Origin of the sequence: Amycolatopsis sp. GA6-003, from assembly GCF_046267895.1 — a bacterium.
Taxonomy (GTDB): domain Bacteria; phylum Actinomycetota; class Actinomycetes; order Mycobacteriales; family Pseudonocardiaceae; genus Amycolatopsis.
Genome location: NZ_CP176499.1, coordinates 8,747,298 through 8,771,126 on the forward strand (window position 1 = coordinate 8,747,298; position 23,829 = coordinate 8,771,126).

General features: G+C 72.0%; 23 protein-coding genes. 17 read left to right on the plus strand and 6 right to left on the minus strand.

The window, feature by feature from the left end; all coding sequences use genetic code 11:
* Positions 1-5: 5 nt before the first annotated feature.
* From murC to F9C12_RS39580, 3 genes are all read left to right on the plus strand, one after another.
* Positions 6-1,355 (plus strand): UDP-N-acetylmuramate--L-alanine ligase, encoded by a 1,350-nt coding sequence (murC, locus tag F9C12_RS39570; protein ID WP_409467144.1) that lies wholly within the window; start codon positions 6-8, stop codon positions 1,353-1,355.
* On the plus strand, positions 1,352-2,215 hold the full coding sequence (locus tag F9C12_RS39575) for a cell division protein FtsQ/DivIB (RefSeq protein WP_409179420.1): 864 nt from the start codon (positions 1,352-1,354) through the stop codon (positions 2,213-2,215). The genes murC and F9C12_RS39575 overlap by 4 nt, the downstream gene beginning before the upstream one ends.
* A gap of 110 nt (positions 2,216-2,325) precedes the next feature.
* Positions 2,326-3,159: an NAD(P)H-binding protein gene (locus F9C12_RS39580; protein WP_409463849.1), complete on the plus strand. Its 834-nt coding sequence runs from the start codon at positions 2,326-2,328 to the stop codon at positions 3,157-3,159.
* Between the two features lie 427 nt (positions 3,160-3,586).
* Here F9C12_RS39580 and F9C12_RS39585 read toward each other — a convergent pair whose 3' ends face one another.
* Complete coding sequence (locus tag F9C12_RS39585; RefSeq protein ID WP_409463850.1) at positions 3,587-4,021, minus strand: OsmC family peroxiredoxin; 435 nt, start codon at positions 4,019-4,021, stop codon at positions 3,587-3,589.
* Positions 4,022-4,136: 115 nt separating this feature from the next.
* Between F9C12_RS39585 and F9C12_RS39590 the strand changes: the two genes are divergently transcribed.
* Positions 4,137-4,646: a DinB family protein gene (locus tag F9C12_RS39590; protein WP_409463851.1), complete on the plus strand. Its 510-nt coding sequence runs from the start codon at positions 4,137-4,139 to the stop codon at positions 4,644-4,646.
* Entirely contained in the window at positions 4,643-5,086 is a 444-nt protein-coding gene (locus tag F9C12_RS39595; protein ID WP_409463852.1) for a DUF664 domain-containing protein, read from the plus strand. The genes F9C12_RS39590 and F9C12_RS39595 overlap by 4 nt, the downstream gene beginning before the upstream one ends.
* Here the strand turns inward: F9C12_RS39595 and F9C12_RS39600 are convergent.
* Entirely contained in the window at positions 5,073-5,852 is a 780-nt protein-coding gene (locus tag F9C12_RS39600) for a DUF1295 domain-containing protein (RefSeq protein ID WP_409463853.1), read from the minus strand. The genes F9C12_RS39595 and F9C12_RS39600 overlap by 14 nt on opposite strands.
* Positions 5,849-7,087, minus strand: a complete 1,239-nt coding sequence (locus tag F9C12_RS39605) for a class I SAM-dependent methyltransferase (protein ID WP_409463854.1) — start codon at positions 7,085-7,087, stop codon at positions 5,849-5,851. Before F9C12_RS39605 ends, F9C12_RS39600 begins: the two co-directional genes overlap by 4 nt.
* A gap of 72 nt (positions 7,088-7,159) precedes the next feature.
* On the opposite strand from F9C12_RS39605, the gene F9C12_RS39610 reads away from it, so the two are divergent.
* From F9C12_RS39610 to F9C12_RS39660, 11 genes are all read left to right on the plus strand, one after another.
* Positions 7,160-8,431, plus strand: a complete 1,272-nt coding sequence (locus tag F9C12_RS39610; protein ID WP_409463855.1) for an NAD(P)/FAD-dependent oxidoreductase — start codon at positions 7,160-7,162, stop codon at positions 8,429-8,431.
* Entirely contained in the window at positions 8,425-9,150 is a 726-nt protein-coding gene (locus F9C12_RS39615) for a DUF1365 domain-containing protein (RefSeq protein ID WP_409467145.1), read from the plus strand. The genes F9C12_RS39610 and F9C12_RS39615 overlap by 7 nt, the downstream gene beginning before the upstream one ends.
* The gene (gene sigK / locus F9C12_RS39620; protein WP_409179428.1) at positions 9,143-9,736 is read left to right on the plus strand and encodes an ECF RNA polymerase sigma factor SigK; all 594 of its coding nucleotides are present in this window, start codon (positions 9,143-9,145) and stop codon (positions 9,734-9,736) included. Before F9C12_RS39615 ends, sigK begins: the two co-directional genes overlap by 8 nt.
* Entirely contained in the window at positions 9,733-10,494 is a 762-nt protein-coding gene (locus F9C12_RS39625; RefSeq protein WP_409463856.1) for an anti-sigma factor domain-containing protein, read from the plus strand. The genes sigK and F9C12_RS39625 overlap by 4 nt, the downstream gene beginning before the upstream one ends.
* A 351-nt stretch (positions 10,495-10,845) precedes the next feature.
* Positions 10,846-12,162 carry a cell division protein FtsZ gene (ftsZ, locus tag F9C12_RS39630; RefSeq protein WP_409179430.1) on the plus strand — a complete coding sequence of 439 codons (1,317 nt, stop codon included), beginning with the start codon at positions 10,846-10,848 and terminating at the stop codon, positions 12,160-12,162.
* A 597-nt stretch (positions 12,163-12,759) separates the two neighbouring features.
* Complete coding sequence (gene pgeF, locus F9C12_RS39635) at positions 12,760-13,473, plus strand: peptidoglycan editing factor PgeF (RefSeq protein ID WP_409179431.1); 714 nt, start codon at positions 12,760-12,762, stop codon at positions 13,471-13,473.
* A complete protein-coding gene (locus F9C12_RS39640) occupies positions 13,470-14,213 on the plus strand; it encodes a YggS family pyridoxal phosphate-dependent enzyme (RefSeq protein WP_409463857.1) in 744 nt (247 codons plus the stop codon). The genes pgeF and F9C12_RS39640 overlap by 4 nt, the downstream gene beginning before the upstream one ends.
* An 80-nt stretch (positions 14,214-14,293) precedes the next feature.
* Positions 14,294-14,866, plus strand: coding sequence for a cell division protein SepF (locus F9C12_RS39645; protein ID WP_409179433.1), 573 nt, complete (start codon positions 14,294-14,296; stop codon positions 14,864-14,866).
* A gap of 115 nt (positions 14,867-14,981) precedes the next feature.
* On the plus strand, positions 14,982-15,254 hold the full coding sequence (locus F9C12_RS39650; protein ID WP_037367937.1) for a YggT family protein: 273 nt from the start codon (positions 14,982-14,984) through the stop codon (positions 15,252-15,254).
* A 53-nt stretch (positions 15,255-15,307) separates the two neighbouring features.
* Positions 15,308-16,159, plus strand: a complete 852-nt coding sequence (locus F9C12_RS39655) for a DivIVA domain-containing protein (RefSeq protein WP_409179434.1) — start codon at positions 15,308-15,310, stop codon at positions 16,157-16,159.
* Positions 16,160-16,311: 152 nt separating this feature from the next.
* Positions 16,312-16,938, plus strand: a complete 627-nt coding sequence (locus tag F9C12_RS39660) for a hypothetical protein (protein WP_409463858.1) — start codon at positions 16,312-16,314, stop codon at positions 16,936-16,938.
* Here F9C12_RS39660 and F9C12_RS39665 read toward each other — a convergent pair.
* Complete coding sequence (locus F9C12_RS39665; RefSeq protein ID WP_409463859.1) at positions 16,883-17,671, minus strand: ArsR/SmtB family transcription factor; 789 nt, start codon at positions 17,669-17,671, stop codon at positions 16,883-16,885. The two genes, F9C12_RS39660 and F9C12_RS39665, sit on opposite strands and share 56 nt — an antisense overlap.
* A 64-nt stretch (positions 17,672-17,735) precedes the next feature.
* Between F9C12_RS39665 and F9C12_RS39670 the strand changes: the two genes are divergently transcribed.
* A complete protein-coding gene (locus F9C12_RS39670) occupies positions 17,736-19,079 on the plus strand; it encodes an MFS transporter (protein ID WP_409463860.1) in 1,344 nt (447 codons plus the stop codon).
* Between the two features lie 178 nt (positions 19,080-19,257).
* Here the strand turns inward: F9C12_RS39670 and F9C12_RS39675 are convergent, their stop codons facing one another.
* Together F9C12_RS39675 and F9C12_RS39680 are read right to left on the minus strand one after the other, a co-directional pair.
* Positions 19,258-21,987 carry a hypothetical protein gene (locus F9C12_RS39675; protein ID WP_409463861.1) on the minus strand — a complete coding sequence of 910 codons (2,730 nt, stop codon included), beginning with the start codon at positions 21,985-21,987 and terminating at the stop codon, positions 19,258-19,260.
* Positions 21,984-23,756, minus strand: coding sequence for an HSP90 family protein (locus tag F9C12_RS39680; RefSeq protein ID WP_409463862.1), 1,773 nt, complete (start codon positions 23,754-23,756; stop codon positions 21,984-21,986). The genes F9C12_RS39675 and F9C12_RS39680 overlap by 4 nt, the downstream gene beginning before the upstream one ends.
* Between the last annotated feature and the right edge of the window lie 73 nt (positions 23,757-23,829).

Consider the following 23,829-nt stretch of genomic DNA (forward strand, 5'->3'; position numbering starts at 1 on the left):
CCGGGATGTCCGGCATCGCGCGGATCCTGCTCGCCCGCGGCGCGGCCGTGTCCGGGTCGGACGCCAAGGAGTCGCGCGCGCTGCTTTCGCTGCGCGCGCAGGGCGCGACGCTGTTCGTCGGCCAGACCGCGGACAACCTCGCCGAGCTGGCCGAACCGCCGTCGGCCGTCGTGGTGTCCACCGCGATCAAGGAGACCAATCCGGAACTCGCCGCGGCCCGCGAACGCGGCATCCCGGTGCTGCACCGCGCGCAGGCGCTGGCCGGGCTGATGGCCGGGCACCGCGTCGCGTGCATCGCCGGAACGCACGGCAAGACGTCGACGACGTCGATGCTCACCGTGGCGCTGCAGAACTGCCGGATGGACCCGTCGTTCGCGATCGGCGGCGACCTCAACGAATCCGGGGCCAACGCGCACCACGGCGAGGGCGGCGTGTTCGTCGCGGAGGCCGACGAGAGCGACGGTTCCTTCCTCACCTACACGCCGTCGGTGGCGGTGGTGACGAACGTCGAGCCCGATCACCTCGACCACCACGGCACCGCCGAGGCGTACGTGAAGGTGTTCAGCGACTTCGTCGGCCAGATCGAGCCGGGCGGGCTGCTGATCGTGTGCGCGGACGACGAGGGCGCGGCGCGGCTGGGCGACGAGGCCGCCGCGGCGGGCGTGCGGGTGCGGCGCTACGGCCGGGCCGCTTCCGGTGAAGGCGACGTGCGGGTGCTGGACTACACGCCCGCGCCGGACGGCGGCGTCGTGCGGATCGCGCTGGACGGCGAAGAACACGACCTGCGCGTCGCGGTGCCGGGGGAGCACATGGCGCTCAACGCGGTCGCCGCGCTGCTCGCCGGGCTCGAACTCGGCGCGCCGCTGGACGGCATGGCCGCCGGGCTCGCCGCGTTCGGCGGGGTGCGCCGGCGGTTCGAGTTCAAGGGCCGCGCGGGCGACGTCCGGGTGTACGACGACTACGCGCACCACCCGACCGAGGTCGCCGCGCAGCTGCGCGCGGTGCGCACGGCCGCGGGCAGCGGACGGGTCGTCGTGGTGTTCCAGCCGCACCTGTACTCGCGCACGCAGACCTTCGCCGCCGAGTTCGCCGAGGCGTTGTCGCTGGCGGACGAGGTCGTGGTGCTCGACGTGTTCGGCGCGCGCGAGGAGCCGGTGCCGGGCGTGACCGGCGCGCTGATCGCCGACCGCGTCACCGTGCCGGTGCACTACCAGCCCGCCTTCGACGTGGCCGCGGGCCTGGTCGCGGACCTCGTCCGGCCGGGCGACCTCGCGGTCACCATGGGCGCGGGCGACGTGACGCAGCTGGGCCCGGAGATCCTGGCCGAGCTGGACCGGAGGGCCGGCCGAGCATGACCGGGACCCGGCAGCGCCGCCGCTCGCCCGCGCCTCGCGCGGGCGAGGAACAGCGTGCTGCCCTGGCCCGGGAACGCCGCGGCAGGCGGAGCGAGGAGGAGCGCCGGCGCACCCGCGCCCGCACCGCCGCGCGTTCGGGCCGCTCGGCGCGCGCCGCCGCCCGGAAGTCCCGGCCGAACCGCGCCAAGGAGATCCGCCGCCGCTGGGTGGCGCTGCTGACCGTGGTCACCCTGGCGGCGCTGGGGTATCTGCTGTTCTTCAGCTCGCTGCTCGCGGTGAAGACGATCGAGGTGCAGGGCGCGAAAACCGTGTCGGCGGACCAGATCCGCGCGACCGCCGCGGTGCCGCCCGGGCAGCCGATGCTGCGCGCGGACGTCGACGGGATCCGCGACCGGGTGGCCCAGATGCCGGGCATCGCGACGGTCGAGGTGTCCCGGTCGTGGCCGACGACGCTGGAGATCGCGGTGACCGAGCGGACCGCGATCGCGTTCTTCGACAGCGGCCCCGGCGGCGACGGGGTGCATCTGGTCGACGGCGGCGGGGTCGTGTTCAAGACGGTGAAGACCCGGCCGGCCGGGCTGCCCGAGCTGAAGCTGCCGAAGGTGTCGGCGGACGATCCGGTCACCCGCGCGGTGACGGCGGTGCTCAGGGTGCTGCCGGAGCAGCTGGCGAAGCAGACCACGACGGTCACCGCGCAGACCCCGGCGAGCGTCGAGTTCACGCTCTCCACCGGCAAGACCGTGCGGTGGGGGAACGCGGAGAACACCGACCGCAAGGCGAAGGTGCTGGCCGCGCTGCTGACGCAGCAGGGGAAGATCTACGACGTTTCCGCGCCGGAGCTGCCGACCATCACCTCGTGAGCGGCGATCCCGGTTCTAACCGGGATCGCCGCTCACGACGTCGCGGTGGCACGCCTTTCCCGTATGCCGTACGCTGGCCTCGTTCGTACGCCATACGAGAAGGTGGGGGCATGACGGTTCTGGTGACGGGTGCGACCGGCAACGTCGGACGGCTGGTGGTCGACGAGCTGGTGGCTCGCGGGGTTCCGGTGCGGGCGCTGACGGTGGATCCGGAACGGGCGGCGCTGCCGGACGGGATCGAGGTGGTGGTCGGGTCGCTGGCCAAGCCCTCGACGCTGCCGGCCGCGCTGGACGGGGTCGAGGCGGTGTATCTGGCTCCGTACGCGCGGACTGTTTCGCGGTTTTGCGAGCTGGCCGGGGAGGCGGGGATCCGGCGGGTGGTCGCGCTGTCCGGGGCGAGCATCGGAGACGAGCACCCGGCGTCCAGCGGGCACGAATACGCGGCGGTGGAGGCCGCGGTGGAAGCGGCCGGGTTCGCTCGGACGTTCGTGCGCCCGGGGGCTTTCATGAACAATTCGCTGGGGTGGGCGCCGTCGATCCGCGAGCGCGGGGAGGTCCGGTCCGCTTATCCGGGGGCTACGCAGACGCCGATCGATCTGGGGGATATCGCCGCGGTGGCCGCGCATGTGCTGAGCACTGACGGGCATGTCGGGCGGACTTACGAGCTGAGCGGGCCCGAGGGGATTTCGTTCGCGGAGATGGTGGCGGCTATCGGGGAGGCTTTGGGGAAGCCGGTTTCGTTGGTGGAGTTGACTCCGGAGGAGCAGGTCGCGGAATGGGTCGCGGCCGGGTATCCGGAGGAGATTGCTTCGTGGCTGCTGGGGATGTATGCGTATACGACTCGGAATCCGCAGGAGCCTACTGGGGTGGTGGAGGAATTGCTGGGGCGGCCTGGGGTTTCTTATGCGGAGTGGGCTAAGGTCAATGTGGCTGCGTTTTCGTGAGGTCGGGCGGCTCGTCGCCTGGCGGCGACATTGCGCCCAGTGGTGAGGCTGGGCACCCCGATTTTTTAGTGTGACTACGGCGCTGGGGTGCTTGTCAAGGCGGGAAAGATGCCTTGACAAGCACCCCAGCGCCGTGTTTTTGGCTTTGTATCGGGGGCGGGGGAGGGGTGGGTGCCTTGATGGTTGGGTGCGTTGGCTGCGGTGGGATGGGTGTTTCGCGGCTGGGGTGGTGGGGTGGGTGGTCGTGGCGGGTGCGGACGGGGCCCTGAGGGAATCTGAATTGTGAGGGGGTCTCTCACGGGCTTTGTTGCGGTGGAGTCGTTGCGGGCTGAGAAACCCGCCGTGGCATGGGGAGCGTCGCGGCGGGCTGGGCGTGAGGGGAACCCTGAGGAAATTTGATTCCGTGTGGGTTCCCCTCACGGAACGCTCAGGCCAGTGCGGCATCCAGGGTGATGGTGGTGCCGGAAAGGGCTTTGGAAACCGGGCAGGTCTTTTCCGCGGTGTTGGCCAGTTCGGCGAATTGCTCGGCGGTGACGCCGTCCAGTTTCGCGCGCAGGGTGACTGCGATTCCGCTGATTTCGAAGCCTCCTCCTTCGGCCGGGCCCAGCGTCACCTCGGCGGAGACGTCGATGTAGTCGGCTTCCAGATTCTGCGATTCCAGCACTCCGGAAAGGTTCATCGCCAGGCAGCTCGAGTGGGCGGCGGCGATGAGTTCCTCGGGGCTCGTCCGGCCGTCCGGATTGCCCGCGCGGGTCGGGAAGGACACCTCGTAGGTGCCCAGGTTCGACGAGTCGAGGGTGACCTCGCCCTTGCCTTTCTGCAGTCCGCCGGTCCAGTGGGTGGTCGCGTCGCGGCTGGGCATCGGGTTCTCCTTCGAAGCGGTCGGGAACTGCTTGCCCTATGAAGGTAGCGCGCAATTACATTGCGCGCAAGCTAAATCCTGAAAACCGGTGGCCCGGTGCGGCACACTGCTTGGCGTGACCGATGCTCCTGAACGTCCCGAACCGCCGATGGCGGGGGACGAGCGCACCCAGCTCACCGGCTTCCTCGACTTCCTTCGCGCCAGCGTCGTCTGGAAATGCTCCGGGCTCACCGACGAGCAGGCCCGCCGCGCGCACGTGCCCAGCGAGTTGACCACGATCGCCGGGATCTTGTGCCATCTCACCCTCGTGGAGAACTACTGGTTCCGCGTCGTGCTCGACGGGCAGCCGGACGAGTGGGCGGACCGGCTCGAAATCGATCGCGACGCGGAGTTCCGGCTCGCCTTGGAGCTGCCGATGACGCAGTTGATCGCCGACTACGAGGCCGAAGCCGAGCAGTGCCGGGCGGTCGTCGCGGCGAGGGGGTTCGAGGACACGGTGCTGTTCAAGGGGGACAAACCGCTCACGGTGCGGTGGGTCGTCACGCACATGATCGAGGAGACCGCGCGCCATCTCGGGCATCTTGACCTGCTGCGCGAGCTGACCGACGGTCTCACCGGCGAGTGAGCCTCGATCGCGCGCAGCTGGTCGACGACCTCGAACTGCTGCGCGCGACCGTGGCGTGGAAATGCTCCGGGCTGACCGACGAGCAGGCCCATCGGCCCGGCGAGCTGATGACCGCCGCAGGGATTCTGTGGCACCTCTCGCTGGTGGAGAACACCCTGCACGACGTCCTGGTCGCCGGGCAGCCGCAGCGGTGGGCCGAGCGGCTGGAAGCGAGGCGGGACGCGGCGTTCGAGGTCGGTCTCGACCTGCCGATCGAGGAGGTGCGCGGCGCTTATCGGGACAACGTCGAGCTGTGCCGGGAGGCTCTCGCGGAGCGGTCCTTGGACGATCCGGTGGGGTTCGCGGGCGACCGGCTGGTGACGGTCGCGGAGGTGGTCGAGTACTTGGTGCGGGAGACCTCCCGGCATCTCGCGTTGCTGCGGCAGCTCATCGGGGAGTGAGCTTTTTCGGCGGCAGCGGGAAGAAACCGCTGGTGCGGGCGACGTAGTCGGCGTAGCCGGGGCGGGATCGCCGCAGGCTTTTCTCCAGCATGGGCTTGCCGGTGCCGCGCGCGAGGGTGAAGGTCATCGCGACTGGAGACAGGATCGTCGCCGCGCCGGGCCACGTCGAGCAGGCCAGCAGGTACAGGCCCCACCAGACGCAGGCGTCGCCGAAGTAGTTCGGATGCCGGGTGTAGCGCCACAGGCCGGTGTCGAGGACCTGGCCTTGGTTCGCCGGGTTCGCGCGGAAGCGGCGGAGCTGCTCGTCGCCGACGGTTTCGAAGGCGAACCCGGCCAGCCAGACCGCCACGCCCAGCCAGCCGGCAACGCCGAAACCCGTGCCGGACATGGCGAATTGCACCGGCAGCGAGACGAACCACAGGACCACGCCCTGCAGCAGGTAGGTCCGCACGAAGATCCGGCCGCCCGGATTCGGGCCGGCGCGTTCGGCGATCTGCTGGTAGCGCGGGTCTTCCGGCTTGCCGCGGTTGCGCAGGTGCAGGTGGACGGCCAGGCGCACGCCCCAGACGACGGTGAGTGCGGCGACGGTCAGGCGCAGGGCGAGCGGGCCGGTGCCGAACGGGAACGAGACTACGGCGACAAGGGCGAAACCCAAGCCCCAAAAGGTGTCGATGGTGTCGTAGCGACGGCGCAGGCGGGCGATGCCGAACGTCAGGGTCACCGCGGCCAGCGTGGCTCCGGCGGTGAGGCCGAGCAGCGCGATCATGCCCACTCCCTCGTCCACGGCATCGCGGAGCGGCCGTTCGCGTCCGGCCGCACGGCGAGGATCTGGTCGATGCCCATGCGGTTCTCCTCGAAGGCGAGTGCGCCGCCGGCCAGGTAAAGCCGCCAGACCCGGGCGCCTGCCTCGCCGAGCAGCGCGACGGCCTCGTCCCAGTGCCGCTCCAGAGTTTCCGCCCAGGCTCGCACGGTCGGGACGTAGTGCTCGCGCAACGCGTGCACGTCGCGGATTTCGAAGCCCGCGGCTTCGAGGTGGCCGAGGGTGCGGCTCAGCGGGCGCATGGTCATGTCGGGGGCGATGTAGCGCTCGATGAACGCGCCGCCGCCCGGTGCGACCGCTCCACGCGACATCTGTTGCAGCAGCAGTCGGCCGGTCGGTTTGAGCATGCGGAACAACGTGCTGGCGTAGGTCGGGTAGTTCTCTTCGCCGACGTGTTCGCCCATCTCGACGGACGCTACGGCGTCGAAGGATTCTCCGGCGAGTTCCCGGTAGTCCTGCTGCCGGACCTCGACGCGGTCGTCCAGATCGTGCTGCGCGAGCCGGGCTTTGCCGTGCCGCACCTGCTCGGCGGAGATCGTGACCCCGACGGCCTCGACGCCGTGGTGCTTCGCCGCGTGCACGAGCAGGGAGCCCCAGCCGCAGCCGACGTCGAGGAGGCGCTTCCCGGGGCGGAGGCCGAGTTTGCGGCAGATCAGTTCGAGTTTGTCGTGCTGGGCGCGGGCGAGATCGGCGGTTCCGGACCAGTAGCCCGAGCTGTAGGCCATCGAATCGTCCATCAGCAGCTGGTAGAAGGCGTTCGAAAGGTCGTAGTGGTGCGAGATCGCGGAGCGGTCCCGGCCGAGCGTGTGCGGTTTTCCGCGCAAGCGGGCTTCTTCGGCGGGCGGTTTCGGCGGGAGGCCGAACACCCCGAGCCGGGCGGCCAGCCGGAGTGCCTCGCCGAAGTCCCGCGCGGACAGTCGCGGCCGGTAAGCCCAGGCCCGGCGGAAGCCCTCGGTGAGATCGCCTTCGACGTCCAGGTCGCCGGAGACGTAAGCCCGGGCCAGGCCCAGCTCGCCGGGGGAGTACAGGAGCCAGCGGAGCGCGCGGCGGTTTTTCAGGACGACAGTCGGCCCGGCGGGTCCGGCCCGGTGCCCGTCCCAGGTGCGGACGGCGACCGGCAGCGGGCCGCCGAGGACGCGTTCGGCGAAGCCGGCGATGCGGTGGGCTGCGGAGTTCGGCATGCGAGGGATTCGGAACCGGCGGCCGCGCGGATTGGCGCCCATCCGTTCCGGTTCCGGCTCCGAATCCCCTCCGTGCACCACACCACGGGACAACGCATCGCTGTCATCGGCAGCGGGGTCGCCGGCCTCACCGCCGCGTACCTGCTGCAGCGCCGCTACGAGGTTCTGCTGTTCGAGGCCGACGACCGGCTCGGCGGCCACGCCCACACCCACGACGTGCCGAGCGCGCACGGCGGGACGGTCGCCGTCGATTCCGGGTTCCTCGTCCACAACGAGCGCACCTACCCGACGCTGCTGCGGCTGTTCGGCGAACTCGGCGTCCGCACCCGCGACACCGAGATGTCGATGAGCATCCGCTGCGACGGCTGCGGCCTGCAGTACGCCGGGGCGAAGGGCCTGCCCGGGCTGTTCGCGCAACGGAGCAACGCCGCGTCCGCGCGCTATCTGCTCATGCTGGCCGAGGTGAAGCGGTTCCACCGGCACGCCGGACGGCTGCTCGAGCGCCCGGAGGCGGGTGACGTTCCGCTCGGCGCGTTCCTGGCGATCGGCGGGTATTCACGCTATTTCGCGGACCATTTCGTGCTGCCGCTCGTGTCCACGGTGTGGTCCGCCGACCGCACCGACACGATGCGGTATCCGGCGCGGTATCTGTTCGAATTCCTGCGCAATCACGGAATGCTCACGGTGCGGAATTCGCCGGCCTGGCGGACTGTCGTCGGCGGTTCGCGGGAGTATGTCGAGCGGGCGGCCAAGCAGCTGACCGCGGTGCATCTGTCCACTCCGGTTCGCGCGGTGCGGCGGACCGCGCGCGGGGTCGAGGTGCGCGACGATGCCGACACCGCGCATCGGGTCGACCGGGTCGTGGTCGCGACGCATGCGGACCAAGCGCTGCGGCTGTTGCCGAATCCCACTGCGGCGGAACAGGAACTGCTCGGCGCTTTCCGTTATTCGCGCAATGAAGCCTGGCTGCACACCGATCCCGCGGTGCTGCCGACCGTCCCTGCCGCCCGGTCCTCCTGGAATTACCGGACGCCCGGCTGCGGGGCGGATCTGCGCGCTGTGCAAGTCACTTACGACCTGAATCGTTTGATGGGCCTCGACGAAGCGACGACGTATGCCGTCACCCTCAACCCCAGTGTTGGTCTCGATTCGAATGCGGTGGCCGCGAAAATGTCCTACGAACATCCGATTTACACGCCGGAATCCGTGGCCGCGCAAAGACGGCTGCCGGAATTGAACGACGGCATCGTCGCGTACGCCGGTGCTTACCAAGGCTGGGGATTCCACGAGGACGGCTGTACCTCCGGCGTCCGCGCCGCGGCCAGTTTCGGGGTGAGCTGGTGACCGCTCTCTACGACGCCACCGTCGCGCACGTCCGCCGGGCCGATCCGCCGTACTCCTTCGTGCACCGGATGTACCTGTGGCGGACCGATCTCGACGACCTGCCGCGGCTGCCGTGGTGGCTCCGGCCGTTCGCGCGCTTCGACGGCCGCGACCACTTCAGCCGCGACGAACCCGGCGACATCCGGTCCAAACTGGACGCTTGGCTCGCGCGCCGCGGAGTGGACCTGCGCGGCGGGCCGGTGACGATGCTCGCGTCGGCGCGCGTTCTGGGGTACGTGTTCAACCCGATCACTGTCTACTGGTGCCACACGCCGGACGGCGAACTCGCCTGCGTGGTCGCCGAGGTGCACAACACCTACGGCGGCAGGCACGCCTACCTGCTCCGGCCGGATGAAGACGTCCGGGCGGACAAGGAGTTCTACGTGTCGCCGTTCCAGGAGGCGGCGGGGGAGTACCGGATGCACCTGCCGCGCCCGGACGCGCTGCTGGCGCTGACCGTCGTCCTGCGGCACGGCGGCGACGCCGCGCTGACCGCTACGCTGCGAGGAGTCCGCCGACCGGCCGGGATCCGCACGCTCGCGCGCTTCCTGCTCGGCCGGCCGTTGCAGCCGCAGCGCGTCTCCGCGCTGATCCGCCGCCACGGGCTCGCGCTCTGGCGGCGCAAGGCCCCGCTCGCCGCCCGGACCGGACAGAACACGGCAGGAGCCCTCCATGGATGAGAGCGCACGCCCGGCGGACCGGCTCTCCGCGGCGCCCGCGACCAGCGCCGAGGACCTGATGGCGCTGGTCGCGAAGGGCGACGAACGCGCCTTCGAACGGCTCTACGATCAGCTCGCCGGTCCCGTTTACGGGCTCGTCCGCCGCATCGTGCGGGACCCCGCGCAGTCCGAGGAGGTGGCGCAGGAGGTGCTGGTGGAGCTGTGGAAGACCGCCACGCGCTACTCGCCGGGGAAGGGCAGCGTCCTGAACTGGGCGATGACGCTGGCGCACCGCCGCGCGGTCGACCGGGTGCGGTCCGCGCGGGCGAGCACCGAACGCGAGCGGAAAGCGACCTTCGAGGCCGCGCGCGGGCGGCCGTTCGACGAGGTCGCCGAATCCGTCGCGACCCGGCTGGAGCGCTCGCAGGTGCGGCGCTGCCTGAAGACGCTCACCGAACTCCAGCGGGAATCCGTCCTCCTGGCCTACTACCAGGGCTACACCTACCGCGAGGTCGCCGACGTGCTGGACACGCCGCAGGGGACGGTCAAGACCAGACTGCGCGACGGGCTGATCCGGTTGCGCGACTGCCTGGGGGTGACGGCGTGAACAGTCCGGACATGCACACCTTGGCCGGCGCGTACGCGCTCGACGCGCTCTCGGAGGTCGAGCGGGCCCAGTTCCGCCGCCACCTCGACCAGTGCGAGGCCTGCGCGCAGGAAGTGCGGGAACTGAGCGAGACCGCGGCCCGGCTCGGCGCGGCGATGGACGACCAGCCGCCGTCCGGGCTCAAGGACCGGGTGCTGGCGGACATGCGCACGACCCGCCAGCTGCCGCCGAAGACCGGCTCCGCCGAACCGCGCCCGCGCGGCCCGCGCCGCTGGCCGATGCTGCTCGCCGCCGCGGCCGCCGTCGTCGGCCTCGCCCTCGCTGGCGTGTTCGGCGGGATCGCGCTGCACACCAGCAGCCAGCTGAACAGCGCACAGTCCGAATTGGACGCCGCGCGCGCCCGCTACCTCCCGGTGGCCGAACTGCTCACCGCGCCGGACGCGCGGACCGAACACGTCGCGTCGCCGCGCGGGGGCGGCGGCACGGTGGTGGTTTCGCGCAAGCTGGACCGCGTGATGTTCATGCAGTCCGGACTGCCGCCGGTCCGGGCCGGGCAGGTGTACGAGGCGTGGCTGATGGGCCCGGACCTCGCCCCGCGCCCGGCGGGCCTGCTGCCGGGCGGGCCGTCGGGCTCGCTGGTGGTGGCGGACGGGCTGGCCGGTGCGCGGCAGTTCGCGATCAGCGTGGAGCAGGCGGGCGGGTCGCCGTCGGGGAAGCCGTCGGGCGACGTGGTGCTGGTGACTTCCGTGCCTGCCTAGCGGATCGGGCGGGGTGCGGCCGGGTTTCCGGGGTGCGGTGGTGGAGCTGGCGGCTTCGGCGCCCGCGCAGCGGCGGATCTCGCGCCTGGGCAGCGCTTCCGCCGGACCCGGCGCGCTCGCATACCAGACCGCGCGCCGGGCCTCGCGGCGGGTTCCGGCCTTGCGCGCGGCTTCGCGTTGTGGCAAAACACCTTTGCCGCTCACGGCGTGGCTACTGGATTAGAGCTTGCGCGGCGCCTACCGTCCTGCCTTGACGCCGGTGGTTGACATAACTCTCACTCTCGGGTTGAGGTTGAGGGTTCCGGCCCCGGCGGGCGGCATGTGCACATCACGATCAGGAAGGCGGACCCGATGACGCCCCCGCACAACTACCTTGCGGTGATCAAGGTCGTCGGCATCGGCGGCGGCGGCGTGAACGCCGTGAACCGGATGATCGAGGTCGGCCTCAAGGGTGTCGAGTTCATCGCGGTGAACACCGACGCGCAGGCACTGCTCATGTCCGACGCCGACGTCAAGCTCGACATCGGCCGGGAACTGACCCGCGGGCTCGGCGCCGGAGCCGCCCCCGAGGTGGGGCAGAAGGCGGCCGAGGACCACCGCGAGGAGATCGAAGAGGTCATCAAGGGCGCCGACATGGTGTTCGTGACCGCGGGCGAGGGCGGCGGCACCGGCACCGGCGGCGCGCCGGTCGTCGCGCAGATCGCCCGCAAGCTCGGCGCGCTCACGATCGGCGTGGTGACCCGGCCGTTCACCTTCGAGGGCAAGCGCCGCGGCAAGCAGGCCGAGGAGGGCATCCAGCAGCTGCGCAACGAATGCGACACGCTGATCGTGATCCCGAACGACCGGCTGCTGCAGCTCGGCGACATCGGCGTGTCCCTGATGGACGCGTTCCGCTCCGCCGACGAGGTGCTGCTCTCCGGTGTCCAGGGCATCACCGACCTGATCACCACGCCCGGCCTGATCAACCTCGACTTCGCCGACGTCAAGAGCGTCATGTCCGGCGCGGGCTCCGCGCTGATGGGCATCGGCTCCGCGCGCGGCGAGGGACGGGCGATCCAGGCCGCGGAGAAGGCGATCAACTCGCCGCTGCTGGAAGCGTCGATGGACGGGGCGCACGGCGCGCTGCTCTCCATCGCGGGCGGTTCGGACCTCGGCCTGTTCGAGATCAACGAGGCCGCGTCGCTCGTGCAGGAATCGGCGCACCCGGACGCGAACATCATCTTCGGGACGATCATCGACGACTCCCTCGGCGACGAGGTCCGCGTCACGGTGATCGCGGCCGGCTTCGACGCCGGCGCGCCCACCCACAAGAAACTCGACCCGCCCGCGTTCGGCGGCAAGCAGGGCAACGGCACCGCGTCCGCCTCGGCCGGCCAGGTCGGCGGCGGTTCGTCCGCGCAGACCCCGCCGCAGACCGGGGCCACCCCGGTGCCCCCGGCGGGCAGCTCCGGCTACCCGGTCGCCCCGCCGCGCACGCCCGCGTCGGGCCTGCCGCAGCCCGGCGCCGGCACCCCGCCGGGCGGCCTGCCCCAGCCGGGCGGCGGCTCGCGCGGGTATTCGCCGATCGGTTCGGGTTCGGCGACGGGCGGCCTGCCGAGCCGCCCGACGACGGTCCACGACGACCCGACCGACGACGATGTGGACGTGCCGCCCTTCATGCGGCGGTAAGCACGGACTCACGAGCAACGGCCGTCCCGACGCGTTCGGGGCGGCCGTTGGCGTATTCCTGGGCCCTCGTGAGTGCTGGTGCCGGTTCTAACCGGCATAAACACTCACGAGACCCAACCACGGTGCCCACTCGCGCGGGACAAGCGTGCTGCTGCGGGCGGGCATGGCGCAGCGGGCGGGGCATGGCGGCGCGGCAAGGGCATGGCGCTGCGGAAGAAGCGTGCGGTTGGGGGAGCGGCCGGGCGGGGCGTCGTGAGTGGCAATCCCGGTTCTAACCGGGATCGCCGCGCACGAGGGCCCGGCCGTGTTGCGCGCTCGTGCGGGACAGGCGTGCGGTCGCGTGTGTGTCAGCGGTGGATGCGTGCGGCGGCCGGAGGGGGTCGTGAGTGCTGGTGCCGGTTAGAACCGGGATCGCCGCGCACGAGGGCCCGGCTGCGGTGCGCGTTCGTGCGGGACAGGCGTGCGGTCGCGTGGCTCAGCGGCGGAAGCGCGCGGCGCGCCGGAGGGAGGCCGCGAGTGCTGGCGCCGGTTAGAACCGGGATCGCCGCGCACGAGGCTCGCCCCTGCGGCCGCCGCGGTTTTTGGCAGGATGGCGGGGTGCGAGTACGACGAGTGGTCACGACCAGGGCGGGCGGGGCTTCCCGGCCGCCGTACGAGAGTTTCAACCTCGGCGACCACGTCGGCGACGACGCGGGCGACGTCTACGCCAACCGCAAGCGGCTGGCGTCCGAACTCGGCCTCGCCGAGGACAAGCTGGCCTGGATGGAGCAGGTGCACGGCCGGACCGCGACCGTCGTCGACGGCACCGAGACCTCCGCCGCCGAGGCCACCGACGCGCTGGTGACCGACCGGCCGGGCGTCGCGCTCGTGGTGCTGGTCGCCGACTGCGTCCCGGTGCTCATGGCGGATCCGGAAGCGGGCGTCGTCGCCGCGGTGCACGCGGGCCGGGTCGGGGCGCGCGTCGGCGTGCTGCCCGCCGCGCTGGAGGCGATGCGCGGGCTCGGCGCCGAACCGGGGCGCGTCGAGGCGCTGCTGGGCCCGGCGATCTGCGGCGACTGCTACGAGGTCCCGGCCGCGATGGCCGCGGACGTCGAGAAACACCTGCCCGGCAGCGCCTGCAAAACGCGCAAGGGCACGGCTGGTCTGGACCTGCGGGCCGGGCTCTGGCAGCAGCTGGCGGACCTGGGCGTCGGCCGGGTCGGCGCGGACCCGCGGTGCACGGCGGAGGACAAGACGCTGTTCAGCTACCGCCGCGACGGCACCACCGGCCGGATCGCCGGCATCACCTGGCTCGAAGAGGAGAAGGCGTGACCGAGGACCCGGTCGAGAAGCGGCGGGCGGAGTTGGCGGCGGCGCTGGCCGCGGTCGAGGAACGCATCGCGAACGCCTGCGCGACGGCCGGCCGTTCCCGCGACGAGGTGCGGCTGCTCGGCGTCACCAAGACCTTCCCGGCTGTCGATGCCGCCCTGCTGACCGACCTCGGGCTGCTGAACCTCGCCGAGAACCGAGACCAGGAGGCCGGTCCGAAGGCGGCCGAGGTCGCCGAACTGCGCCCGGAGGCCGCGCCGCGCTGGCACATGGTCGGGCGGCTGCAGCGGAACAAGGCGCGTTCGGTCGTGCGCTGGGCGGCGGAGGTCCAGTCGGTCGACTCGGTGCGGCTCGCCGACGCGCTCTCCCGAGCGGTCGCCGCCGCGCGGGAGGCGGGGGAGCGGACCGAACCGCTCGACGTGCTGGTCCAGGTGAGCCTCGACGGCGACGTCGCGCGCGGCGGGATCCCGCTGGCCGAGGTCGACGCCCTCGCCGACCATATCGCCCACACGGGGGAGCTGCGGTTGCGAGGCGTGATGGCCGTGGCCCCGTTGGGGGAGGATCCGGGCACCGCTTTTGCCCGGCTGGCCCAGGCGGCGGAACGGGTCCAGGCCCGGCATCCGGAAGCGGCTGACGTGTCCGCCGGAATGAGCCATGATCTGGACCAGGCGATCCGGCACGGCTCGACGTGTGTGCGTGTCGGAACCGCGTTGCTCGGCGGGCGCGGTTTAGCCTCGCCGTAGGGAGTCCGCCCGGCGGTCACGTTTCGTGTCCGCCCGGGCGGGGCACAACGGTGCGGGAGCGGCAAGGGCTAGGGAGAGGCATGAGCGCGCTGCAGAAGCTGAAGGCCTACTTCGGGATGGTGCCCGCGGACGAGGACGGCTACGACGACGGCTACGACGAGTACGACGACGGCTACGACCAGCCGCCGGCGCGCTCCCGGGCCCGCTACCGCGACGTCGAGGACAGCTACGACGAACCCGCCGCGCGCGTCCGGTCGCGGTCGATGGCGGCCGAGCCGGCGACGCACGGCGCGCTCGCCGTGGACCGCCAGCCGGAGCCGGTCGCCCGGCTGCGCCCGGTCGCCGAACCGGCCGCCGCGCCGGCGCGGGACCCGCTGAGCCGGATCACGACGCTGCACCCGACGAGCTACATCGAGGCGCGGGCGATCGGCGAGCACTACCGCGAGGGCATCCCGGTGATCATCAACCTCACCGAGATGGACAACGCGGACGCCAAGCGGATCGTGGACTTCGCGGCGGGGCTGGCGTTCGCCGTGCGGGGCTCGATGGACAAGGTCACCAACAAGGTGTTCCTTCTCTCACCGCCCGACGTGGACGTGACCGCCGAGGACCGCAGGCGGATCGCCGAGGGCGGATTGTTCCTGCGCGGGTGAACACGGGAGAACCGCTGGGCGCAGCCAGACGTGATTTTGTCGACTATGTCGCCCTGGGAGCGGCTGGTCGCGCCCAATCCGGCCGTCCCCCGCTAGAGTGGTCGCCGTGAATGCTGTGTGGCTCGCGATCTGGTACGTGCTGTTTGCCTTCTGGCTGCTGCTCACGGCCCGGATCGTGGTCGAGCTCGTGCGGACTTTCGCACGGGAATGGCGTCCCGCCGGAGGGGTTGCGGTGACGCTCGAGACCATCTACACAGTGACCGACCCGCCGGTGCGGTTGTTCCGCAGGATCATTCCGATGGTCCGGATCGGCGGCGTAGGACTGGACTTGTCGATTATGGTGCTGCTGTTGGTTGTGTTCTTCGCGATGCAACTGACACCCAGGTGATCGGGGAAAACCCGGGTGTGTCCTGCAGGCCATGGAGTGCGTGAGGTGATCTGATGTCGTTGACCCCCGCTGACGTGCATAACGTCGCGTTCAGCAAGCCGCCCATCGGCAAGAGGGGCTACAACGAGGACGAGGTGGACGCGTTCCTCGACCTGGTGGAGACCGAGCTTGCCCGGTTGATCGAGGACAACAACGAGCTGCGGCAGCAGGTGGAGCAGCTCGACGCCGAGCTGGAGTCGACCCGCTCCGAGCTCGAGAACGCGAAGGTCGCCGGCCCGCCGCCGGGCCGCGACCCCGAGCCGTCGCGGCGGCTCGCCCCGGTTCCGCCGCCCGCGTCGGCGATGGAGCAGACCCAGGCGCACTCGATGGTCCCCGACAGCGCCGAGCCGAACGTCCAGGCCGCCAAGGTGCTCGGACTGGCGCAGGAGATGGCCGACCGGCTCACCGCCGAGGCGAAGACCGAGTCCGACGGGATGCTGGCGGAGGCGCGGACCAAGTCCGAGCAGCTGCTGTCCGACGCCCGGGCGAAGTCCGACTCGATGGTGAACGAGGCGCGCACCCGCGCCGAGACGATGCTGAACGACGCGCGCACGCGCGCCGAGACGCTGGAGCGCCAGGCGCGCGACAAGGCGACCACCATGGAACGCGAGTCGCAGCGCAAGTACACCGAGACGATGAACAACCTGAACGCCGAGAAGGGCGCTCTGGGCAAGAAGATCGAAGAACTCCGCACGATCGAGCGCGAATACCGCACCCGGCTGCGCGGATTCCTCGAGTCCCAGCTGCGCGAGCTCGACGACCGCGGCTCCGCGGCCCCGGCGTCGGCGTCGTCCGGTTCGAGCCAGTCCTCGACCGGAAGCAGCGGCCAGGGCTACTCGTTCGGCCCGCGCGCCGAGGCCGGCTGACCCACTGCCGTACCCAACCCCGCCGGAGCGCCTTCCGACCCGGCGGGGTTTCGGCGTGCCTGGATCCGGCGCGGCCACGGTGGGGCACCGGCGGGGTACGCCGCGTGGGCGGGTCGGCTCCGGAAACCGGGCGGCGCGTGTTGTAATTCAGCGTGCTCTACATCGTCCTCCTTCTGGTGCTGGCGGCTCTCGGGCTGCTCGTCACGGCGCTCATCACGGGCACCTCGCTGTGGGCCTGGGTTTCCATCGGGCTCTCCGTGCTCGCCGGGCTCCTGCTGCTCGTGGACTGGCTGCGGCGGCGCAAGGGCGCGGACACCGCGGGGCCCGCGGACGAGGACTCCGCGGACTCTTCGGACGCCGAGGGCTCCGAGGACTCGGAGGATTCGGATGGGGAAAAGGGCGAGGCGGTCCCGGCCGAGAAGGACGCCGAGCAGACCGCGCTGATCCCGGCGACGGGCGAGCTGGGCGATCCGGCGGAGGTGCCGGAGCCGGAGATCGGGAAGCAGGCCTCGGAAGCCGGGCCGAAATCCGAGGCGAAAGCGGTCCGCGACACTCCGCCCGGCGTGGAGGAGACCGCGCCGGAGGACCTCGAGGTGGTCAAGGACCTCGAGGACGAGGTCGTGGTCGTGGACGAGTACCCGCGCTACCACCTGGTGGACTGCGGCTGGCTGTCCGGCCGCGACACGATTCCGATCGGCGTCGGCGAGGCCCGGCAGCTCGGCTTCACGCCGTGCGCGCGGTGCGGTCCGGATGCCGTGCTGGCCGCGGCGCATCGCTGACGCCCAAGACCTCTTCGAGCACTTTCGCACCAGCCTCGGTGAGCTGGACCGCTCGGTGTGCCTTCGCGCGTGACCGCAGCCATCCCGCGTCCAGGAACCGTCGGGTGACCGCCGCGCCGAGCGCTCCGGCCAGGTGATGGCGCTGCTCTGTCCAATCCAGACAGAACCGCAGCAGCGGACGACGGCTTTTCGCGGCCTCCGCGACGTCCACCCCTAACGCGGCGAACACCTCGTCGGCGGCCGGTCCCAGCACGTACGGATGTTCCTGCAGCTGCGAGGAAATCCGGTCCCCGGGCCGTCGCCGGGTGGTCGGGTCACCGTCCACAGTGGCCAGTGCGCCGCGGTCGAGCAGCGCCGCCGTGACGGTCACGCCGAGCCGTCCGGCGACGTGGTCGTAGCACAGTCTCGCGGTGCGCAAGGCTTCCGCGCGCGTGCCTTCCCGCAGCGACCGGACGGGACGGGCGGGAGAGTGCCGGGCGAGCGCTTCCAGCAGTTCCGGGGCCGCACCGGCGATGCGGTAGAACCGGTGCCTGCCGGACTTTTCCGCGGTCACCAGACCCGCGGCCAGCAGTTTCGACAGATGCGCGCTGACTCCCTGCGCGGTCAGGCCCGCTTCGCCGGCCAGCACGGACGCGGCCAGCGACCGGCCGTCGGCGAGGGCCATCAGCACCCGGACCCGCGCCGGATCGGCGAACAGGGCGGCGGTGCGCGCGATGTCGGCGTCTCCTTCCATGCCTCCAGCATGCCCCCGGCACACTTCCACCGCGACGGAAGCGTTCCCGGTGTCTCCTGGACCCATGCGCACCGCGATCTTGTTCACCATGTGCGCCGGGATGTTCCTGGTGCAGCTCGACGTCACCGTCGTCAACGTCGCCCTTCCCACGCTCGGCAGCGAACTGCACGCGGGCGTCCCGCAGCTGCAGTGGGTGGTGGTCGGGTATTCGGTCGTGCTCGCCGCCTTGCTGCTGACCGGGGGAGCGCTCGGCGACGTCCTCGGCCACCGCGGCGTGGTGCTGACCGGGCTGGCCGTGTTCGGGGCCGCGTCGGCGGCGTGCGGGCTGGCGCAGTCGGCGGGGTGGCTGGTCGCGGCGCGGGCGGGGCAAGGCGTGGGCGCGGCGTTGCTGCTGCCGGGCACGATGGCCGTCATCACCGGGACGTTCCCCGGCCGGGCGGAACGCGCCCGGGCACTGGGGATCTGGGCCGGGATTTCGGCGCTCGCGCTGCCCGCCGGACCGCTGCTGGGCGGGATTCTCGTGCAGACGGCCGGGTGGCGGCCGGTGTTCTGGCTGAACGTGCCGATCGTCGCCGCGGCGGCCGTCGCGACCCGGCGGATGGTGCCGCCGGACGTCCGGAAACCGGGCCGCGTGGACTTTCCCGGCGCGGCGACCGCGGCGCTGGCGCTCGGCTCCGGGGTGTATGCGGTGATCGCGAAAACGCCGTGGGTGGGGCTGCTCGCCGTGGCCTTCGCGGTGGCCTTTGTGGCGGTGGAACTGCGCTCGGCAGAACCGATGCTGCCGCTGTCGCTGCTGCGGTCCCGGCAGACGGCGGGCGCGAACCTGGTGTCCGCGGCGATGAACTTCGTCGGTCTCGGTTCGGTGCTGGTGTTCACGCTCTACTTGCAGGACGTGCTCCACGCAGACCCGATCGCCGCCGCGGTGGCGCTGTTGCCGATGTTCGTCCCGCTGGTCCTGGTCGGCCCGGTCTCCGGACGGCTCACCGCTCGGTTCGGCCCGCGACCGCAGATCGTGACCGGGCTCCTGCTCGGCGGGGCGGCGCTGCTGAACCTGCTGCGGATCGGCCTTGGCACCGGGTACTGGACGCTGCTGCCGACGCTGGTGGTGCTCAGCGTCGGGATGGGACTGCTGACCGCCGCCGTGGTGACCGCCGCGGTCGCCGACGCGCCGGGGGAGCGCGCGGGCATCGCGGGCGGGATCAACAACGCGGCGAGGCAGGCGGGCGGAGCACTGGGGGTGGCGGTTTTCGGTGCGGTGGCGGGGGAACCGGCGGCGCGCGGGTCGTTTGTGGACGGATTGCATGTGCTGGGGGTGGTTTCGGCGGGGTTGTGGTTCGCGGCGGCGGTGCTTGCCGCAGTGACGGTGCGCGGCCGGGTTCGGGGTGAGCGGGTGGAGTCGGCGGGTTGATCCGCGGTGCCGGGCTGGATCGTGCCTCTGCTGGGGCCATCGCGCGCGGGCGGGGTCAAGCAACGCGGTGAGGCAGGGGGGAGCGTCTTGCCGCGGCGACGGTGCGCGGCCGGGTTCGCGACAAGCGGGATGATCCGCCGAGCCCGGCAGAACACCCGCGGGCTCGGCGGAGCGGCGCCTACGAAACGTCGAGGCTCGCCAAAAGCGCCCGGAGTCCTTCGATCTGCTCCGTCGCCTCCGGCGGGAAGCCCTGGATCGCTGCTTCCGCCGCGGCCCGGGCTTCGGCGGGGCGGTCCAGTTCGGCCAGCAGCCGGGCCTGCAGCGACACGGCGATCGCGGCTTCGGTCGTCGCGCCGATCGACTGGAGCAGTTCCGCGGCCGCGGCGGCCCGGGGCAGCGCTTCCTCCCGCTGTCCGGCGGAACCCAGGATCCGGCCGCCGTTCAAGGCGACCATGGCTCGTTCCCCGACGACCGGCGGCTCGTCGCCCTCGAGGGCCGCGGCGCTTTTCTCTGCTTCGGCCAGCGTGGCGAGCGCCCGGTCCGGGTCGGCGGTCCACTGCCACGACACCGCTGCCTGCCGCAGGTTGCGCACGGCGTCGACCGGGATTTCCGCCGCCCTGAAGCACTCCGCGGCGCGCAGGTAGGACTCGGCGGCCTCGTCGTCGCGGTCGAGTTCGTCGAGGACGTCGCCGATGGTCTCGGCTGCCTGCCCGGCCGCGGGCTGGTTCCCGGCCGCGGCGAAATGCTCGAGCACCTGCCCCAGCAAGACCAGCGCCGCGTCTCGCTGGTCGAGCGCACGATGTGCCCCGGCGAGCAGGTAGCGCGCCCTGGCCAGTTCGTCCTCGCCGCCGTCCCGTTCCAGGACTTCGATCGCCGCCTCGGCCGCGTCGGCGGCGGTCAGCGCGTCCCCGGCGCGGCCGGCCGCGGAGGCCAGCCCGAGCTGGGCGAGCGCGGCCCCGGCCAGGTCCCCGGACTCGGCCAGATCGGCGACCTCGTCGCGGTAGTGGCCCACCGCGTCCTCCAGCAGGCCGAGGTCGGACGCGAGCATGCCGAGGGTGCGGCGCATCTGGGCCCGCAGGCCCGCGTCGGCGACGGATTCGGCGGGCCGCAGCAGGGCGTAAGCCGCCTCGAGATCGCCGGTCGAGGCGGTCATCCGGGCGGCCATGAGCCGTGCCCACCCCTCCTGGCCGGCCAACCCGGCTTCGGCGAACAGTTCCGTCGCGCGCTCGGCCAGCTCTCGGGCCTCCGGCAGCCGGCCGCTGCGCGCGGTGAGTTCGGCGCGCAGCAGCGAGAGCCGGGCGGTGAGCTCGGCGGGCGCCGCCGTGGCGGCGGCTTCGGCGCGGCCGAGAACGGCGGACGCGCCGTCGAGGTCGTCCGTCTCGGAAAGCGCCACGGCCCACCGCATCAGGGCGCGGACGTACTGGTCCCGGTCGTCCAGCCCGGCCAGTGCCTCGGCCGCGTCGGAGAGGGCGGCGAGGCCGGGCTGGCCCAGCTGGCAGCGGGCGAGCCCGGCCTTGCTCGCCGCGGTGTGCCGGGCGACCTCGTCGCCCTCGGCCGCGAACAGTTCGGCCGCGCGCAGCCAATCGCGCACGGCGGTTTCGGGGTCCGCCGCCGCGTTGGCGGACCCGGACAGCCGCCGCGCGAGCAGCGCTCCGGCCGGTTCCGGGCACAGTTCGTCGAACTTCGCCCACGCGGCTTCGGCGGCCGCTTCTTCGCCGCGCCGGGAGTGCTTCTCGGCGAGGTCGGCCAGTTCCTCCGGAGTGTCCGGAAAGGACGGTGCGGCCGGAGTCCGCGCCGGGGCCGGCCGCGGGCTGGTCCAGGACAGCGGGAGGTGGTCCACGATCGGCTCGGCGGCGAGGACGGCGCGGACCAGGTCGCTCTGCTCGCTGGTCCCGTTCCGGGCGTCGAAGCGGGCCGCGACGCCCAGCGCGCGCTCGGAAAGCTCGTCGTGCAGGGCCTGGACGGAAATCTCGCCTCCGGGCCGCCGCACGGCCGTGCCGCCGTGCCCGGAGTCGGCGACCAGGCGCAGATTCAGCGCCGCGGCCGCGCAGAACTCCATCTCGACGTACGGGGAGGGCGCGTCGTCCAGCCAGCCGAGATGCCGCTCGAGGATTTCCAGCCCGCGCACGTGGTTGCCGGTGCGCGCGCAGAACCGGAGGTGGCGGGGGAGGAGGCCCAGGTCCAGCCGGTTGTGCCGGATCGTGCGGTACACCTGCCGATGCGCCCGCGCCGCCTCTTCGAGCCGTCCACTGTGGACGAACGGGAGCAGCAGTGTGGACAGGATCCCGTTCGGCTGCTCGCTGCAGGTGAACGTGCCGCTGAGCACCGGTTCGGCGATCGCGACGGCTTCCTCGAACCGGCCGTAGCGGCTCAGGTGGGCGACCTTGCTCGACGGTTCGCATCCGGCACAGTCCGACATTTCGCCGCGCGGCGCCGCGTTCCACAGCCGGTACTGCTCGACGGCCGTTTCGTGGTCGCCGACGTGCCGCGCCACGATCTGCCGGTGCTGGTGCACCGGGTTCATCGTGTGCCCGGCCACCCGGTACCTGCGCTCCATGTCGTCGAGCACGGCGTAGGTGCGTTCCAGCGGCACCTCGGGGAAGTCGGTCAGCGACTTGACGACGGACTTGAACGACCAGAAGAGAACGTAGTCCCAGTTCTCGGCGCCCTCGCCCTGGTCGTGCTTGGCGAGACACCAGGCGAACGGCACGAACGCCTTCGCCGGTTCGCCGCCGTGCGTGTACGCGCGCACGAGCGAGAGCCGGGCGGCGTACTGCACGTCGCCCGCGCCCTCGGCGTCGGCGGTCCGGACCAGGGTCTCCATCGCGGCGATCTGGCCCTTGCCGAAGGGGAGGCTGCGGGCCGCTCCCAGCCGGTTCCACAGGTCCTGGCCGGTCGGTGCGGTCATCGGTTCTCCTGGTTCGGGACGGCGCGGTCGAGGAGGCCGAGGAACGCCCGGTTGAGCAGCGCGGAATCGGCGGGCCGGACCGGGTGCCTGCCGAGCAGCAGCGCCTGTCCGTAGAGCGATTCGACGGCCAGCGCGGTCAGCTCCGCGTTGTCGAGCCGGGAAATGCGCTGTACCAACGGGTTCCGGTAGTTGAGCACCAGCTGCGGGCGGTCCCGTTCCGGCTTCTCGAAGGCCGAGAGCACCCCGGCCCACAGCTCGTCCACGGCTTCCTTGGTCGCGCGCAGTTCGCCGGCGAACGCGGCGGCACGGTCGACGAGATAGAGCACCGGCAGCGACGCGGGCTCGAACTCGCGCAGCACGACCTCGCAGCCGAGCCGGTCGACGCAGCGTTGCGCGGCCGCGGCGAACGGCCGGACCGCCAGCGCCGTGTCCGGGTCGAGGTCGGCGAAGGCGGTGGTGAGGTCGCTCGGGTCGAGCCGCTCGACGCGCACGGCCGGGTCGAGCGCGCGGGCGCGTTCGACCAGTTCGCTGTCGTAGGTGTAGCCGCCGTTGATCACCGGCAGGTTCTGCGCGGCCGCGACGCCGGCCAGCTGGTCGAATTCGTCGGCGGTCGCGCAGTAGCGGAGCACGCCGTAGCGCGCGCGGAATTCGGCGAGCGTCATCCGGCCGACGTTCGTTTCCAGCGGCCACCACTCGTCGACCAGCCGCAGCATGTCGTCGTCGTGCAGGGCGAGCGCTTTGACGCCGAGGTGGTGGATCTTGAGGAACTGGTTGAGCCGCTGCGGATGGGTGGCCGACAGCCCGACGAGCCAGCCGCGCAGCTGCTCGCCGAGCGCTTCGCGGGTCGCGGCGAGCTGATCGTCGTCGTACAGCGCCTCGCGGCTCGCGGTGGGCCGCAGCTCGCCGGTGTCCACGACGCAGCGGGCGAAAAACGCCCAGTCCGGCAGCAGCCCGGGTGCGTTTTCCGCGAGCAGCATCCGCTTGAGGTACACGCGATGCCCGCCTTGCTCGGCCGGGTTCGCCGGGAACGGCAGCACGTAGGCGACGCCGGTCAGCCCGGCCTCGGGCACGTCGAGGTCGACGACGTCGAACGGGGTGAAGCCCAGCACCTCCTGCGCGTAGCCGACGAGGTCCGCCGAACGGTGCCCGGGGGAGCGCTGGCCGGCCAGCCACGGGACGCCGGAGCCGCTGATCGCCTTGCCGTTCACGGTGATTTCGAACGGCAGCATGGAACCGTAGAGCGTCGCGAGGTCGGCGACCGTCTCCGGCACGAACCACTGCTCGGCGCCGCGGCGCGCGGTGAGGGTGACGGTGGTGCCGATCGCGTCCCGCTCGCCGGGCCCGACGGCGTAGGTGCCGTCCGCGCGGCCGGTCCACGAAACCGCGGGAGCGCCGGTCGCCGAGCGGGTGACGACGCGGGTCTCGTCGGCGACCAGGAACGCGGACAGCAGCCCGATCCCGAACTGGCCGAGGAAATCCCGGCGGCCGTACCCGAGTTCGTCCCTTTTGGAGCTGCGGCCGATCGTCGCGAGCAGCTCGTGCACCTGCCCCTCGGTCAGCCCGATCCCGGTGTCGGCGATCCGCAGCGTCCCCTCGCCGGCGTCGATCGCGATCCCGGCGGGCGCGGCGGCGTCGGCCGCCCGCCGCGCGGTCACCGCGTCCACCGCGTTCTGGAGCAGTTCCCGCACGTACACGCGCGGACTGGAATAGAGGTGCTGGCTCAGCAGGTCGACGACCCCGCGAAGATCCACCTGGAAACTACGGTTCACCCGTGCTCGACTCCTGTGCTGTGGTGTTGGCGGGACCGTTGCCCGGCGGCCACCGTATCGGTGCGGCCCGGCG